13 protein-coding genes, 1 tRNA gene and 2 pseudogenes are annotated in these 15,195 nt (G+C 70.3%); 4 read left to right on the forward strand and 12 right to left on the reverse strand.

Features of this window, described 5'->3' with window-relative positions:
• Both AAW14_RS37985 and AAW14_RS37990 read right to left on the reverse strand, forming a co-directional pair.
• Positions 1-333, reverse strand: a pseudogene (locus AAW14_RS37985) (hypothetical protein); the annotation flags it as partial.
• A gap of 72 nt (positions 334-405) precedes the next feature.
• Positions 406-1,734 carry a peptidoglycan-binding protein gene (locus AAW14_RS37990; RefSeq protein ID WP_265569037.1) on the reverse strand — a complete coding sequence of 443 codons (1,329 nt, stop codon included), beginning with the start codon at positions 1,732-1,734 and terminating at the stop codon, positions 406-408.
• A gap of 219 nt (positions 1,735-1,953) precedes the next feature.
• Between AAW14_RS37990 and AAW14_RS37995 the strand changes: the two genes are divergently transcribed.
• From AAW14_RS37995 to AAW14_RS38010, 4 genes are all read left to right on the forward strand, one after another.
• Positions 1,954-2,027: transfer RNA gene (locus AAW14_RS37995), tRNA-Lys, on the forward strand.
• A 288-nt stretch (positions 2,028-2,315) separates the two neighbouring features.
• Complete coding sequence (locus tag AAW14_RS39595) at positions 2,316-2,537, forward strand: hypothetical protein (RefSeq protein ID WP_322741168.1); 222 nt, start codon at positions 2,316-2,318, stop codon at positions 2,535-2,537.
• A 302-nt stretch (positions 2,538-2,839) separates the two neighbouring features.
• On the forward strand, positions 2,840-4,783 hold the full coding sequence (locus tag AAW14_RS38005) for a glycosyltransferase family 2 protein (RefSeq protein WP_265569038.1): 1,944 nt from the start codon (positions 2,840-2,842) through the stop codon (positions 4,781-4,783).
• Positions 4,780-6,714: a kelch motif-containing protein gene (locus AAW14_RS38010; protein ID WP_265569039.1), complete on the forward strand. Its 1,935-nt coding sequence runs from the start codon at positions 4,780-4,782 to the stop codon at positions 6,712-6,714. The genes AAW14_RS38005 and AAW14_RS38010 overlap by 4 nt, the downstream gene beginning before the upstream one ends.
• Before the next feature lie 61 nt (positions 6,715-6,775).
• Here AAW14_RS38010 and AAW14_RS38015 read toward each other — a convergent pair whose 3' ends face one another.
• From AAW14_RS38015 to AAW14_RS38060, 10 genes and pseudogenes are all read right to left on the reverse strand, one after another.
• Positions 6,776-7,792: a glycoside hydrolase family 6 protein gene (locus AAW14_RS38015; RefSeq protein ID WP_265569040.1), complete on the reverse strand. Its 1,017-nt coding sequence runs from the start codon at positions 7,790-7,792 to the stop codon at positions 6,776-6,778.
• 117 nt (positions 7,793-7,909) lie between these two features.
• Positions 7,910-8,575, reverse strand: coding sequence for a class F sortase (locus AAW14_RS38020; protein WP_265569041.1), 666 nt, complete (start codon positions 8,573-8,575; stop codon positions 7,910-7,912).
• A 3-nt stretch (positions 8,576-8,578) separates the two neighbouring features.
• Positions 8,579-9,214 carry a hypothetical protein gene (locus AAW14_RS38025; RefSeq protein WP_265569042.1) on the reverse strand — a complete coding sequence of 212 codons (636 nt, stop codon included), beginning with the start codon at positions 9,212-9,214 and terminating at the stop codon, positions 8,579-8,581.
• A 103-nt stretch (positions 9,215-9,317) separates the two neighbouring features.
• On the reverse strand, positions 9,318-10,097 hold the full coding sequence (locus AAW14_RS38030) for an HAD-IIA family hydrolase (RefSeq protein ID WP_265569044.1): 780 nt from the start codon (positions 10,095-10,097) through the stop codon (positions 9,318-9,320).
• Positions 10,098-10,146: 49 nt separating this feature from the next.
• A pseudogene (locus tag AAW14_RS38035) lies at positions 10,147-10,560 on the reverse strand (2-aminoethylphosphonate ABC transporter substrate-binding protein); the annotation flags it as partial.
• 6 nt (positions 10,561-10,566) lie between these two features.
• On the reverse strand, positions 10,567-11,259 hold the full coding sequence (locus tag AAW14_RS38040) for a phosphonatase-like hydrolase (protein WP_265569045.1): 693 nt from the start codon (positions 11,257-11,259) through the stop codon (positions 10,567-10,569).
• Positions 11,260-11,267: 8 nt separating this feature from the next.
• A complete protein-coding gene (locus AAW14_RS38045; protein ID WP_265569046.1) occupies positions 11,268-12,389 on the reverse strand; it encodes a TIGR03364 family FAD-dependent oxidoreductase in 1,122 nt (373 codons plus the stop codon).
• A 137-nt stretch (positions 12,390-12,526) separates the two neighbouring features.
• A complete protein-coding gene (locus tag AAW14_RS38050) occupies positions 12,527-13,321 on the reverse strand; it encodes a GntR family transcriptional regulator (protein WP_265569047.1) in 795 nt (264 codons plus the stop codon).
• 87 nt (positions 13,322-13,408) lie between these two features.
• A complete protein-coding gene (locus AAW14_RS38055; RefSeq protein WP_265569048.1) occupies positions 13,409-14,209 on the reverse strand; it encodes a hypothetical protein in 801 nt (266 codons plus the stop codon).
• 97 nt (positions 14,210-14,306) lie between these two features.
• On the reverse strand, positions 14,307-15,195 hold an 889-nt coding region (locus AAW14_RS38060; RefSeq protein ID WP_416223438.1), incomplete at its 5' end, for an ROK family protein.

Below are 15,195 nucleotides of genomic sequence, written 5' to 3' on the forward strand. Positions count from 1 at the left end.
ACCGGCAGACCCCGACGCCGTCCCTTCGTCCCGCGCACCCTCACGATCCGACGCCGTCACTGCGCCCTCGGACTCCAGCACCACCCCGTCACCGCCCGCAACCGAACGCTCCGACGTCACCCCCTCCCCTCGCACCACCGCAGACTCCGGCCCCGCCCCCTCATCCCGCCCACCCACAGAATCCGGCCCCGCCCCCTCCCAGTGGGTCCCGGAACCGTCCGGCGTCACCTCCTCCGCCCGCGCCCCCGAGCGCTCCGGCGTCACCACCCGGCCCTGGGCGACCTCCGGGTCCGGTGGCCCTTCCGGCTGCGGGGTCTGCGATGTCGTACTCATACGTGTGCCTCCATGCCTCCGCGCCGCGAAGTGTCGGGACGAGATGCCTCGGTGAACCGGCCGGGATACGGGTCAGGAGAACAGCCGCCGCCACGTCTCCGGTCCCGGGTAACCGTCGGCCGCGCCGCCCCGCCAGCCCTGCGCCCGCTGGAACGCCTCGACATTGCGCCGGTCCGCCTCGCCCCAGCGCGGCCCGGGCCCACCGCTGTAGTACGCGCCGAACCCCTTCCTGATCAGCTGTCGGCCCAGCAGGGTGACGTACGGGTTGTTCGCGCCCGGCCGGAACATGCGCAGCCCCGGGTACCCGGGCACCCCGGACGAGGAGGCACCCCTCGTCCCCGTGGTCCCGGCCGGGGACTTGGACGCAGGGATGTCCCTGCCCTTGCCCCGCACCAGGTACTGCCAGGTCGTCGGCCCCGGCAGCCCGTCCGCGGCCCGCCCGGTCCAGCCCTGCGCCTGCTGGAACGCCCGGGTCGCCCGCCGGTCCGCCTCGCTCCAGCGCGGCCCGGGACCCTTGGTGTAGAAGCGGGCCCCGCCTCGTGCGACGAGCAGTTCGCCGAGCTGGGTGACGTGCTTGTTGTCGGCGCCCTCGCCGAAGGAGGCGGCTCCCGGGAAGCGCAGCGGCACGGACACGTTCACCGGGACCGGTGCGCCCTTGCCCTGGGTTCCGGCCTTGCTGCCGGCGATGTGCTTGTAGCGGTAGGGCACGTAGCGGGCGGAATTGCTCCAGTACGCGTACGGGGTGGACTGCCTTCGGGTGGCCGGCGGGGTCTGCTCGTAGGCTACGTAGTACGTGTGCGTGTAGTCCGTCCAGCCGCCGAAGACGACGACGTGTGAGCCCTTCTCCGGGTTGGCGGGATTGTGGAAGAGGAGCATGTCGCCGGGCTGCAGCTCCCCCTTGGCGATGCGGACGCCGAACTTGTCGAGGCTGCCCGTCCATTCATTGGTCCCGAGGTTCCAGGCCATGGAGACGAAGCCGGAGCAGTCCTGCCGGTACCCGTCCGACCAGTACTCGTCCATGCTGTACGGCACCTGGGCCGCGACCCATTTCTTGGCCCGGTTGATGATCTGCGCCCGGGTCGTCGTGGGCGCCAGAGCCGGGGCCGTGAGCGGCCCGACCCCCGTGCCGTGCAGCGGCGCCGTGCGGCCCTGAGGGGTGGCGGGCGGCTCGTCCTCCACGGGAACGCCCGGCCGCAGCGGCGCGTGGGCGGCGGCGACGGCGGGTGCCGTATGACCCACGCCGAGCAGCGCGCCCGTGGCCGCGGCCAGCGCGAACGCCTTGCGGGCCACCGGGCGGGTACCCGCCCCGAAGAGGGAGGGGGAGGAGATGCCGTGCTGAACGCATCCCGGGCAGTCGCAGCCACGCTGGGGGTCGAATTCCTCGAATACCGGGGTCTCCATGAGACGTCCCTCACACTCCCTGTCCACTCTGTGATGATCTGCTCACTTTTCTGTATGTTCGTCAGTTTCCCAACCGTCCACCGGAACCGCATGTTGACGGTCCGAATGATGTAAGCGCGCCCGTTTCCCGCGGGTCCGGCGCGTCCGGCCGCGGGCCGTCGTGCGGCGCCACGGTCGGGAGCACCCCTCGGTATCGGGTAGAGTTTTCCGGGTCAGCAGGCGCCGCTAGCTCAGTTGGTTAGAGCAGCTGACTCTTAATCAGCGGGTCCGGGGTTCGAGTCCCTGGCGGCGCACGACCGGAAAGGCCCCTCGCTCATGCGGGGGGCCTTTCCGCATGCGTACGCCAATCGGGCCACCCCCGAAACTCATCAACGACAGCGGGCCGCACTCGGGCGCCGTGCCGCCGACCGAGTGCCTTCCGTACGGTCGCCGGGCGCCGCGGGGGCGAGGACAGCCTGCCGGGGCTGCACGCACTGCGCGAGGCGCTGGAGACGGGACCGGTCCCCCGGCCGGCCGGGGGCCGGAAGGGGACCTCGCTGAAGGAACGGGAGCTCGTTGAACTGGACGCGCTCGTCGACCGTATGAAACAGGAGGCCGCGCAAGGGGTCGGCCTCGCCGAGACCGATCGCGCCTTCCACGTCGCCCTCCACCGAGGGCTGGGGGACGTGATCCTCGACGCGCTGCGGTCCGGGGGTGCCGCACATGCCGAGGAGGCCACAAGGGAACACTTCCTCAACATCCGTACAAGGGTGGTGCCAACCACCCCAGAAAACTCCAAGAAACATCCCAATGAGCGGATATGACCGGTAAACAACGCGTTTCGCTCTTGCGATCAAGCCGAGCGTCATAGAACCCTGGGCCCCAAAGGGCCGTCGAGAGACGGCAGTTGGGGGCTCGGGCCGGTTGCGGCGCGCGGGATGGGGGTCCCGGCTGAACGGATGCCGAGAGGGCATCATGCAACCGGAAGGTCGCGTTTCGGTGTCGATATGGTGTAGCTGACACGGTAACGCCGACCTGTCACTGAACCGCCGTCGTGGTCGAGGGGGACCACAGCGGACGGAAGACCGACGAACACACGCACGTATGCGTTGCGGGGGGATGACTCATGACGTCGACGCCGACGGGCGCCCGGAAGAACTTCGACCCGTCAGAGACGACTCAGCTCAGGGTGCCGTCGCACCGGACCGGCCACACCGGCAGCATCCGCCGGATAAGGAAGACGCTGCCCAGATACGACTACGAGCACTACAGCCGGCTGGCGGGACCCCTCACGCAGCCGGATCCGACCAAGCCCTACAAGGTCCAGTACCGCTCACTGCTCTCCCAGGAGCCGCACCGCATCCGCGCCGCTCTCATGCTCGGCGCGGCACCGCTGTTGTCGCTGGTCCTGCTGGCCTGGCTGCTCCAGCCCGCGCACTGGACCGAACGCGACTATCCCGCCTATGACTTCCTGCCGGCCCTCGACGTCGTGATGCTCGTCTCGATCGGCCTGATCGAGTTCTTCCGCTGCCTGAACGTGCTGTCGAACGCGCACGCCACGCTGGTCGCCCGCGACCCGGTCCCGGTGGTCCCCGAGACCGGCACGAGAGTCGCCTTCATCACCACCTACGTCCCCGGCAAGGAACCGCTGTCGATGGTGACGAAGACCCTGGAGGCGGCCGTCCGGCTGCGGCACCGGGGCCTTCTGCACGTCTGGCTGCTCGACGAGGGCGACGACCCGGAGGTGAAGGCGGTCTGCGGGCGACTGGGCGTGCACCACTTCACCCGCAAGGGCATCGCCAGGTGGAACCAGCCCAAGGGCCCGCATCGCGCCAAGACCAAGCACGGCAACTACAACGCCTGGCTGGAGGCCCACGGCGACGAGTACGACTACTTCGCCTCCGTCGACACCGACCATGTGCCGCTGCCCAACTACCTGGAGCGGATGCTGGGCTTCTTCCGCGACCCGGACGTCGGCTTCGTCATCGGCCCACAGGTGTACGGCAACTACGACAGCTTCGTGACCAAGGCCGCCGAGTCGCAGCAGTTCCTCTTCCACGCGCTGATCCAGCGGGCCGGCAACCGCTACGGGGCCCCGATGTTCGTCGGCACCTCCAACGCCGTACGCATCAAGGCACTCAAGCAGATCGGCGGTCTGTACGACTCGATCACCGAGGACATGGCGACCGGCTTCGAGATGCACCGCCACCGCAACCCGGCGACCGGGAAGAAGTGGAGATCGGTCTACACCCCGGACGTACTCGCGGTCGGCGAGGGCCCCGGCGCCTGGACGGACTTCTTCACCCAGCAGCTGCGGTGGTCACGGGGCACCTACGAGACGATCCTCAAGCAGTACTGGAAGGGCTTCTTCTCGCTGCCGCCCGGCAAGCTCTTCAACTACACAATGATGATCATCTTCTATCCGATGTCGGCCCTCAACTGGATTCTCGCCGCGCTGAGTTGCGCGCTGTTCCTGGGCCTGGGCGCCTCGGGCGTGAACATCGACCCGACGGTCTGGCTGATGCTGTACGGCAACGCCTCCGCGCTGCAGATCGGCCTGTACATCTGGAACCGTCGGCACAACGTCTCCCCGCACGAGCCGGAGGGCTCCGGCGGAGTGGCCGGGATGATGATGTCGGCGCTGTCGGCGCCTGTCTACGCCCGCTCGCTCATGGACGCGGTGCTGCGCCGCAAGAGCAAGTTCGTGGTCACCCCCAAGGGCGATTCGACAAGCCCCGACACCCTGTTCGGGACCTTCCGGATCCATCTCTTCTTCATCCTGGTCTTCGGCGGCTCGATCGTCGCCGGCTTCCTCCTCGGCCACTCCCACCCCGCGATGATCACCTGGGCCTCGATCGCCCTGCTGATCACGGCCTCGCCCTTGTTCATATGGCGCTGGACGCTGCGACAGGAGAAGAAGGGGCCCGTCACCACGGACGAGCCGCGGGAGAGCGAGGTGCCACCGCAGCAGAACGCCGGTGCGCATGCGCCGGGGCAGCGGCCCACCTGGGCCGCAGGCGGCGGCAATGACCAGACCATGCACATCGCCCTTGGGGGACACAAGAAATGAAAGACCAGGCCGGCCGCCGTCGTGCTCGTCGTCTCGCGATAGGCACGGCGGTGGTCCTCGCACTGGCCGGAATGAACGGACCGTGGCTGTACCGCTTCGGGACGGAGCAATACCACCAGTACACGATCAACAAGCCCGAGTACAAAGCAAGCAATGGCCACTGGCAGATCATCGAGTTCCCGAAGGAGTACCGCCAGGACACCATCCACGCGGTGCTGCTGCACACGGGGAAGGTGCTGCTCGTCGCGGGCTCGGGCAACAACCAGGAGAACTTCGACAAGAAGCAGTTCGACTCCCGGATCTGGGACCCGGTCAAGGGCACCATCAAGAAGGTGCCCACACCCAAGGACCTGTTCTGCACGGGCCACACCCAGCTGGAGAACGGCAACATCCTGATTGCGGGCGGCACCAAGCGGTACGAGAAGCTGAAGGGCGACGTCACCAAGGCCGGCGGCCTGATGATCGTCCACAACGAGAACCCGGACAAGCCGATCACGCTGCCCGCGGGCACGAAATTCACCGGCAAGGCGAACGGCAAGACCTTCGTGTCCAAGGATCCCGTTCTGGTGCCGCGCGCCAAGAAGGTCTTCGACAAGACCGGCAAGTTCGTGGGCAACGACCCGGGTCTGGGCCGTATCTACGTCGAGGCACAGAAGAGCGGCGCCGAGTACGAGACCGGAACCCAGGACAACTACCGTATCCAGGGCCTGGCCGGCGCCGACGCGCGCAACACCTACGGCATCGCGCAGAAGCTCGCCCTGGACAAGAAGGACTTCCAGGGAATCCGGGACGCCTACGAGTTCGATCCGGTCGCCGAGAGGTACATCAAGGTCGACCCGATGAACGAGGCACGCTGGTACCCGACGCTCACCACCCTGGGCGACGGCAGGATCCTCAGCGTCTCCGGACTCGACGACATCGGCCAGCTGGTCCCGGGCAAGAACGAGATCTTCGACCCGAAGACCAAGAAGTGGACCTACACACCGAAGATCCGTCAGTTCCCTACGTATCCGGCGCTGTTCCTGATGCAGGACGGAAAGATCTTCTACTCGGGTTCGAATGCGGGCTACGGTCCGGACAACGTGGGCCGTGACCCCGGCGTCTGGGACCTGGACAGCAACAAGTTCACCAAGCTGCCCGGACTCAGCGACCCGAATATGATGGAGACGTCCGGGGCGGTGCTGCTGCCGCCGGCACAGGACGAGAAGTACATGGTGATCGGCGGCGGCGGGGTCGGCGAGTCCAAGCTGTCCAGCAACAAGACGCGGCTGGTCGACCTGAAGGCGAAGAGCCCGCACTTCGTGAACGGGCCCACGCTGGAGAAGGGCACGCGCTATCCGCAGTCCTCGATCCTGCCCGACGACACCGTGCTGGTGTCGGGCGGTTCGGAGGACTACCGGGGCCGCAGCGACTCCAACATCCTCCAGGCACGGATCTACCACCCGGACTCGAACACGTTCCAGCAGGTCGCCGATCCGCTGGTGGGCCGCAACTACCACTCGGGGTCGATCCTGCTGCCCGACGGCCGGGTGATGTTCTTCGGCTCCGACTCCCTGTACGGCGACAAGGCGAACACCAAGCCCGGCAAGTTCGAGCAGCGCATCGAGATCTACACGCCGCCATACCTGTACCGGGACTCGCGGCCCTCTCTGTCGGGCGGCCCCCAGACCATCGCGCGCGGCTCGTCGGGCACGTTCACCTCGCAGCACGCCTCGGCGATCAAGAAGGTGCGGCTGATCCGGCCGAGCGCGTCCACGCATGTGACGGACGTGGACCAGCGGTCGATCGCGCTGGACTTCACGACGTCGGGGGACAAGATCACGGCAACCGTTCCGAAGAACCGCAATCTCGTCCAGTCGGGCTGGTACATGCTCTTCGTCGACGACGACCAGGGGACGCCGAGCGTGGCGCAGTGGGTCAAGGTCCCCTAGCCTGCTGGCGACTTGGGGGCGATCACGGCGGTGATCGCCCCCAAATCAAATGCGGCGGACCCTATTTACCGGCCTCCGCGAGCCTGAGCGCGTACGTCGGCCACCAGTCCCCTGCCTTGGGGCCGCCCTTGCACGATCCGTCGGACTCGCCCGGACGCTTCACCCACAGATACGCGTCCACCAGCGGGTCCGCCGTGTTCGTCGTCGGAGCCTCGCCCAGGGCCCGGCCCGGCGGATTGCACCAGCGCTGCTGCGGATCGCCCGCCGTATAGGGCCCGTTGCCGTTGCGGCTCGTGTCGATCACGAAGTGCTTGCCGCCGATCTTCGACGACAGCTGTTTGCCGTACGCGATCGAGTCCTGTGTCGAGTAGAAGTTGGACACGTTCACCGCAAAGCCGTCCGCCTGGGCGACACCCGCCTGTTGGAGCGGCTGGAAGATCTGGTCGGGGTGCTGCCAGCCCGCGTTGCCCGCGTCCAGGTACACCTTGGTGTTCTTCAGCGCCTTGAGCTTGGTGATCGCGCCCCTGAGCAGGTCGTACCGCTCCTCGTGGAACTGGTTCGGTGTGCAGCCGTCCACCATGTGCAGCACGGCATCCGGCTCGAGGATCACCGTCGTGGGCCGGCCCCCGATCCCCCGGGCCACGCCGTCGATCCACGACCGGTACGCGTTGCCGTCCGCCGCGCCGCCCTGCGAGAACTGTCCGCAGTCGCGGTGCGGGACGTTGTAGAGGACCAGCAGCGCCGTCCGGTCCGCCTTCTGGGCGGCCTCGGTGAACCCCTGTGCCTCCGCCTCGGGGTTCTCCGGCCCGATCCACTCCCCGGTCGGCTGCTCGGCGATCTTTCTGATCCGGTCCGCATCGGCCGCCTTCCCGGCCTTCTCGTACGCGGCGACCTGCCGTGCCGCGTTCCCGTCAGGGTTGACCCAGAACGGGTCCGCGGCCTTCGGCTGCTGGGTGATCGCCCCGCCCGAGCCTCTCTTCCCGTCCCCGTCCCCGGAGGAGGAACACCCGGCCAGCAGCAGCACGGCTCCCACCGCCGCCACGGCGGCCCGTGCCCCCGCACTCCTCGTCCCGTACATCCAACTCCCCCTTGGGTGTACCGCCTTACGCCCCAATCGTGACATACCTGTTGTGGCACTCACGAGTTCGCACGGCCCTCTGTCGGAGAGCTGTTACGTCGTTCGGACGGCGGGCGTTCACCGTCCACTGCCCGTCAGATACGCCGACACCACCACGTTCGCCGTGTACTCGCGGCTCGCCCGGTCGAAGGTGCCGCCGCAGGTGATCAGCCGCAGCTCGGCCCGCCCCGGCTCCCGCGGCCCGTAGGCCTGCCGGGCGTCGAAGTGGTCACGGGCGAGGACCTTCACATCCTCGACGGTGAACTCGGCGACCCGGCCGTCGTCACGGACCACCCGCACCTTGGCGCCCGGCCGCAGACTGCTGAGCTTGTAGAAGACCGCCCGGCCGGTCTCGGTGTCGACGTGCCCCACGAACAGGGCGGTCCCAGTGGCCCCGGGTTTCACTCCGGCCCCGTACCACCCGACCACGCCGGGCTGGTCGAAGGGCGGCGGGTCGACCGCGCCCTGCCGGTCCAGTCCGCGTGCGACGACCGGTGCCTGCACCCCTATGGCGGGGATGTCCACCCGCAACGGCGCGGCCTGGGCCAACGACTGGGCGGCGGGCGGCAGTTCGGGCTGCGGGGGCCGGCCGACGGCGGCCATGTCGCCGGTCGTCGGCGCGGAGATCCCGTGGCGTACGTCGGTGACCTCGCGGCCCCACATCCACAGCCCGAGCAGCAGGATCACCCAGGCGACACCCATCAGCAGACGCGCGGTGCCGGAGGAACGTTCGCGGTCGGACACGGTTCACTCCTTGCCGCGACCCCGGCGGGAACTGCGGGCGACGACCACGGCGGCGGCGACGCCGGCGAGGACGAGGCCGACGACCGCCTGCAGGGTGCCCGGCCCCGCGGCCCGGGCGTCGTCGGACGCGGTGTCAGCGGTACCGCCGCCGCCCGCGGGCACCGGCGCGACCGGCGAGGAGGGGGCGGACGGCCGCGCCGGAGCGCTGCGGTTCGCCGGGCCGCCGGTCGGGGACACCGTGCCGGGCGAGGACGCCTGTGCGGCGGGCACCGGGATGCCGGGGGACGCCGCAGCTGCCGGGATCCCGGATGCGGAGCCGACCGTGAGCACGCCCCTGACCTGCCGGCCGTCGCAGCCGACCGTGACGGAGTACATGCCCGGTGCCGCCGAGGAACTGACGCGGGTGTCGCCGGTCAGCATGCCGTCCTTGCCGACGAGCAGCGCCTTCGCGACGAACGCGTCCGACGCGGCGCTGCCGGTCGTCCCCGAGCAGCCCCGCACGGCAAGGCGGACGTCGGTGCCGGGCACGGGCGACGCAGGGGTCAGGAAGACGCCCTGGGCACCCGCCGCGTACGCCGCCGGAGTGAGGGCGACCGCGACGACGGCCCCGGCACACAGAGTGAGACGAAGTGAACCCATCGTGAACCTCCCGATACCAGGAGACTCCCCCTTCGGGCATTCCGGCGCATCCGGACGGGACCCTCGACTACTCCGTACGGGGGTCGGCTGCCGGGGCGCGGGGTCAGACGAGGTCGACGAGGTCCGCGATCGAGTTCACGACATGGGAGGGACGGAAGGGGTACCGGTCGATGCCCTCGGGCGTGGTCAGCCCGGTGAGCACCAGGAACGTCTGCATCCCCGCCTCCATGCCTGCCAGGACGTCGGTGTCCATCCGGTCCCCGATCATTGCGCTGGTCTCGGAGTGCGCCCCGATCGTGTTGAGCCCGGTCCGCATCATCAGCGGGTTCGGCTTGCCCGCGAAGTAGGGCTTCTTGCCGCTCGCCTTGGTGATCAGTGCGGCGACCGCGCCGGTGGCCGGCAGCGGTCCCTCGGGGGAGGGGCCCGTCTCGTCGGGGTTGGTGCAGATGAAACGGGCCCCGGCCTCGATGAGCCGGACCGCCTTGGTCATGGCTTCGAAGGAGTAGGTGCGGGTCTCGCCGAGGACGACGTAGTCGGGCTCCTGGTCGGTCAGGATGTAGCCGATGTCGTGCAGCGCCGTGGTCAGCCCGGCCTCACCGATGACGTACGCCGACCCGCCGGGCCGCTGGTCGTCCAGGAACTGGGCGGTGGCCAGCGCCGACGTCCAGATGTTCGACACCGGCACATCCAGCCCCATGCGGCGCAGCCGGGCATGCAGATCGCGCGGGGTGTAGATCGAGTTGTTGGTGAGCACCAGGAAGGGCTTGCCCGACTCGCGCAGCTTCTTGAGGAAGGCGTCGGCACCGGGGATCGGGACGCCCTCGTGGATCAGCACACCGTCCATGTCGGTGAGCCATGACTCGATGGGCTTGCGCTCTGGCATGTGCGATCTCCTGCCGTACGTGGTACTGCGTGAGTCCTCAGCCTACCGATCAGCTGTTCGTAGCAGATTTCCACTCTTCAACGTGGTTCTGAAGGTTCTTGCCGATCTCGGTCCAGTCCGGTTCGAAGGCCTCGACTCCGTCATCAGCCTGGTGAGGGCGATGGCGTCGGCGTCGGTGGCCTTGACGTCCGTGCGGACGGTGAAGCCCCTCCGCCGATCCCACTGACCTGCTGCTGGGCACTGCGACCGAGCATGTGGTCGAGGAGCATTCGGCCGTTGTCGCCGTGCGGGGCCTGGCCCATGAGCCCGGCCGCGTACGGCAGGGCGAAGACGGTCGGCTCGCCGCCCTGCACGGCGGGAACCGGATGCCGAGGTTCGGCATGGTCCTGGGCTGGGCGTGGTGCATCTGGACGTCACCCTTGGCGGCGAGGAGTTCGCCCTTGTCGGCCTTGGGCTCGAGCCTTGCCGGTCATGGGGTGCCGGCTCCTCTCAGCAGAGCGGGGAGTTCCGACACCGAGCCGAGCACGTGCGTGGCCCCGGCCGCCCGCAGGGCCGTGTCGTCGTGGGCGCCGGTGAGCACCCCGGCCACCACGCCCGCCCCGGCGCGCACACCGCTGAGCATGTCGTACGAGGTGTCGCCGACGACCGCGATCTGCCGCACGTCCTCGGCCGCCCCGGTGCGCAGGAAGGCCGTCAGCACCATGTCGGGATGGGGCCGCCCGCGGCCCGATGCGTCCCCGGGACACAGCGTGAGCGTGACCAGCTCCCGCCAGCCGAGGGCGTCGAGGATCGCGTCCTGGGTGACGCGGGCGAACCCGGTGGTGAGCACGACCGTCCGCCCGTCGGCCCGTAGCTCCTCCACGGTTGCGCGGGCTCCGGGCACCTCGGTGACGTGCCCGCCGCCGACCAGCTCACCGTACGCCTTCTCGAAGGCCGCGTTGGCACGACGGGCGAGGCTCTCCTGCCCGAACAGGTGCCGGAAGACGGAGATCTTGGACTCGCCCATCGTGGCCCGTACGTACGCCAGCTTCTCGGCGTGGTCGGCGGAGCCGGGCTCCACGCCCATCTCGGCGGCTGCCGCGGCGAAGGCCCGTTCGACCAGTCCGCCGTCGGCGACGGTGGTCCCGGCCATGTCGAGCACAACGAGACGTATGTCAGTCATGAGGTGGTTCACCAGTCCAGTTCGTTCGCGGTGGTCTCGGCGATCGCGGGCGCGCAGGTCATGCCGCGCCCGCCGGGCCCGGTGACCAGCCACACCCCCTCGCGCACCTGTTGCCGGTGCACGACCCGGCCGGGGTCGGTGCACTGCGCGTACACCCCCGCCCAGCGGCGGCGGATCCGCGGCAGCGGCCGGCCGAGGAAGCCCTCGACGACCCCGGCCAGGTGCTCGTACGGGTCCTCGAGCGTGTCGAAGGCGAACGGGTGCTCGTACTCGTGGGTGTCGCCGATGGTCAGCCCGCCGTCCGCGCGCTGCACCATCAGCAGTTGCATGCGGTGGGCGGCGGCGGTCGGTTGCTGGGGCTGACCGGCTTCGAGGCGGTCGAGGGACTCGCTCCGGTACGCCGGGTAGTAGCGGAAGCTGTCGGCGTCGGCGACCGAAGTGGGGAGCGGCTCGCCGAGCGGGTCGGTCTGCATCATCTGCAGCCTTACGCGGCGCACCGGCACAGCGGGGGCCAGCTCCTTCACCAGCCCGCCGAGCCAGGCGCCCGTGCACAGCACCACGGCGTCGGCGCGGTGCACGTCGCCGTGGTCGTCGCGGACCGTCCCGGGTCCGGTGACCTCGCGGACCTCGCGGCCGGGCAGGAAGGTGTAGTTCGGCGACTTCAGCAGCTCGGCGCGCAGGGCGAGTTGGGCGGTGCGCGGCTCGACGGCCGCGTCCCGCTCGCAGTACAGGGCGGCCTCGTACGCGCCGCGCAGGGCCGGGTTCACCGTGCGCGCCTCGGCCGCCGTGAGCAGCTTGTAGCCGCGCGCCGCGGCGTCCGGACGGGCCAGCGCGGCCTCCGCGACGGCCCGTTCGAGATCGGTGCGGATGACGGTCAGCGAACCGTTGGCACGGAAGCCGAGCGCGGGCACCCGGGCGCCGAGCGCCTCCCACGACTCCCTGGCCCGCAGGGCCGTTTCCAGCTCCTCGCCGCCCGCGCGGCCACTCACCCAGATCTGCCCGAAGTTGCGCAGCGAGGCGCCGCGGGCCTCGGCCTCGCGCTCGATCTGTACGACCTCATGGCCGCGTTCCACCGCTTGCCAGGCGTGCAGGGTGCCCACCACACCGGCTCCGACGACTGTCACTCTCACGACGGCCACGCTCCTCGGGATCGGGAAATCTGAAGGGTCCGGTCGGCATCCACCATGGTGAACCGTCCATCAGGTTTGGACTAGACCCGTTATCTTTTCGTTATTGAATAAGGATGGGCCCACGAGCGAGCCCGAAATCAAATGGACGGCCCTGCAGGCCCGCCCGAGTCGTCGGTCCAGCCGCCCAGACGAGCCGTGAAGGAGAACCGGTCCCCCCGGTACAGCGTCCGCACCCGCTCCAGCGGCCGGCCCTCCGTGTCCCGCGAGACGCGGTGGAGCAGCAGCATCGGCAGGGCCGGGGGCGTACCGATGAGGAGGGCCTCACGCGGGGCGGCCAGCACGGTCTCGATGCGTTCGTCGGCGTCGCCGAAGGCGATGCCCTGCTCGTGGAGGTAGCCGTAGAAGGACGAGTCGGGGTCGAAGTCGGTGTCGAGCCGCGGGACCCGCGCCACCGCCACGTACGTGCTCTCCAGGCCGACCCGCTCGTCGTCGGCGAGGAGCACGCGCTCCATGTGCCAGACGGGTTCGCCGCGGGTGAGGCCGGTCTCGGCGGCCAGGGCCTCGTTGCAGGGAAAGCGGTCGAGGGTGATGAGGCTCCGGCCCGGGGTGCGCCCCTGTCTGCGCACGCCCTCGGTGTAGCTGGCGAGGGACAGCGGCTGCTCCAGCTTGGGCCCGGCGACCACCGTGCCCCGCCCCTGCCGCCGCAGCCTCCCCTCGAGGAGCAGATCGCGCAGTGCCTGCCGTACGGTCTCGCGCGCGACGTCGTACCGCTCGGAGAGGTCGCGTTCGGTGGGCAGCAGCCCGCCCTCGCCCAGCTCCGCCACGAGGGCGGCGATCCGCGCCTTCACCGCGTAGTACTTGGGGACGCGGCCGTGCTCGGGGATGCCGGAGCGGATCGGGGCGCCGGGGTCCTGGTCGTTCGGGTAGTCCACGGGGTGATCGTCGCAGACGGGCCGCACACCGCCGGGCGGGGGCGGCACGGCGGACGCCCCGGGAAGGGCGCGGCGCGGCGGGCGGTCTCAGCGGCGTCTGCGGTACAGCAGAAAGGACGTGCCCGTGATGAGGACGCTGACCGCCGCCAGGACCAGCCCGCCTACGGTCGGATCGATGCCGTGAGACGACTGCGGTCCGGTGTTGGCCAGTGCCTCACCGGCCGGGCTCCGCCCCGGTTCGGGCGACTTCGGCTCCCGTTCCGCCGTCCCCGTGTCGGCGGGGCCGCTCCCCTCCTCGATCCGGAACCGGTACTCGTTCGACTCGCCGACCCAGTCCCCGTCGTTGCCGTGCCGCTGCACGATCGCGGCGTTCGCCACGACGTCGTCGGCCCGAGTGCCGGAGGCGAGCGCGAACCGCACCTTCACGGTGAGCGTCTGCCCCGGTCCCACCGTGAAGCCCGGGAAGCCGTCGTCGAAGGCGCCGACCAGCTCCTGCTGGTCGGTCCGCGCGAAGGCGACCGGATGCGCGCGGTCCCCCTCGAAGAACTCCAGCTTGGGCTGAGCGGCCGTCAACGCATGCTTGCCGTCGACCAGAACGACCACCGGGTGGATGCTGCCGCAGGAGTGGGCGGTCGTGTTCTTGAGGTCGATGAACCAGGTTTGGTCGGCGCCACCGGCCCGGTAGCTGTCGGGGCCGCCGTGGATACGGGTGGCGACGGGGAAGGCATGTCCGGCGGGGGCGGAGCAGCCGGGCTGCCGGTCGGCCTGGATCGCGGTGGCGGAGACCTGAGGCAGTAGGGCGACGGCCGCGAGGACACAAGGGAGGAAGAAGGAACACCGGGATCGCCGGGATCGGTGAAAGCGTCGAGAACGCCGAGACAGTCGCATGCCAATATGACCGACCATGGCGGACCTCCCCCTGGCCGCGCCACGCCTTGACCGCGACGGCTGAAGCCTCAAGTCCCCTCGATCGGCCCCCGGGAGATCACCCTTCCGCCCGACCGAACAGCGGCGCGAGCAGCAACTGGGCCGCGCCCTCCGCCACACCGCGCGCCCCGCCGGGTGCGAGGCGCACCGGGACCGCCGCGGTCGAGCCCTCACGCCGGGCGCGTGCGTCGAGGACGGCGCCCACGCCCGCTACGAAGGGGTCCGGGTGCGCGGCGACGGTACGCCCGCCGAGCAGCACCAGGTCGATGTCGAGCAGCCCGGCCAGGTTCGCGGCGCCCGCGCCGAGGACGCGCGCCGCCTCGGCCGTGTCGCCGCGTGCGACGGCCGCAAGGCACAGCGCCTCGATACAGCCCCGGTTGCCGCACTCGCACACCGGCCCGTCGAGCTGGATCACCTGGTGCCCGAACTCGCCCGCGCCGGTCCGGGCCCCCCGGTGCACGGCCCCGCCGATGACCAGCCCGGCGCCGAGTCCGGTCCCGAGGTGCAGATAGGCGAACGACGCCTGCGCGTCCTCGACCGCCCCGCCCAGGGCCAGCCCCAGCGCGGCGGCGTTCGTGTCCTTGTCGACCACCACGGGCACCCCGAACCGCCGCGCCAGCGCGTCCCGCAGCGGGAACCCGTCCCACTCGGGGAACCCGGTGACGCGGTGCAGCACACCGTTGCGATGATCGAGGGGGCCGGGAAGCGCGACGCCGACGCCGAGCACGGGCACGGACATGAGGCCGGGCACAGGGTCCGGACCGGGCACGGACATGAGGCCGGGAGCCGGCATGAGGCCGGGCACGGTCACGAGACCGGGAACCGGCATGCGTACCGGCACGGACACCGACCGCCCCGCGCCGTCGGACGCCATCGACGCGCCGCCCGACGCCGGGCCACCGCCCGGCCCCGACGCCCCGGCGACCCCCGCCCTGCTGCGCCCCGGA

Origin of the sequence: Streptomyces hygroscopicus (genome assembly GCF_026168105.1) — a bacterium.
Classification (GTDB): Bacteria; Actinomycetota; Actinomycetes; order Streptomycetales; family Streptomycetaceae; genus Streptomyces; species Streptomyces hygroscopicus_D.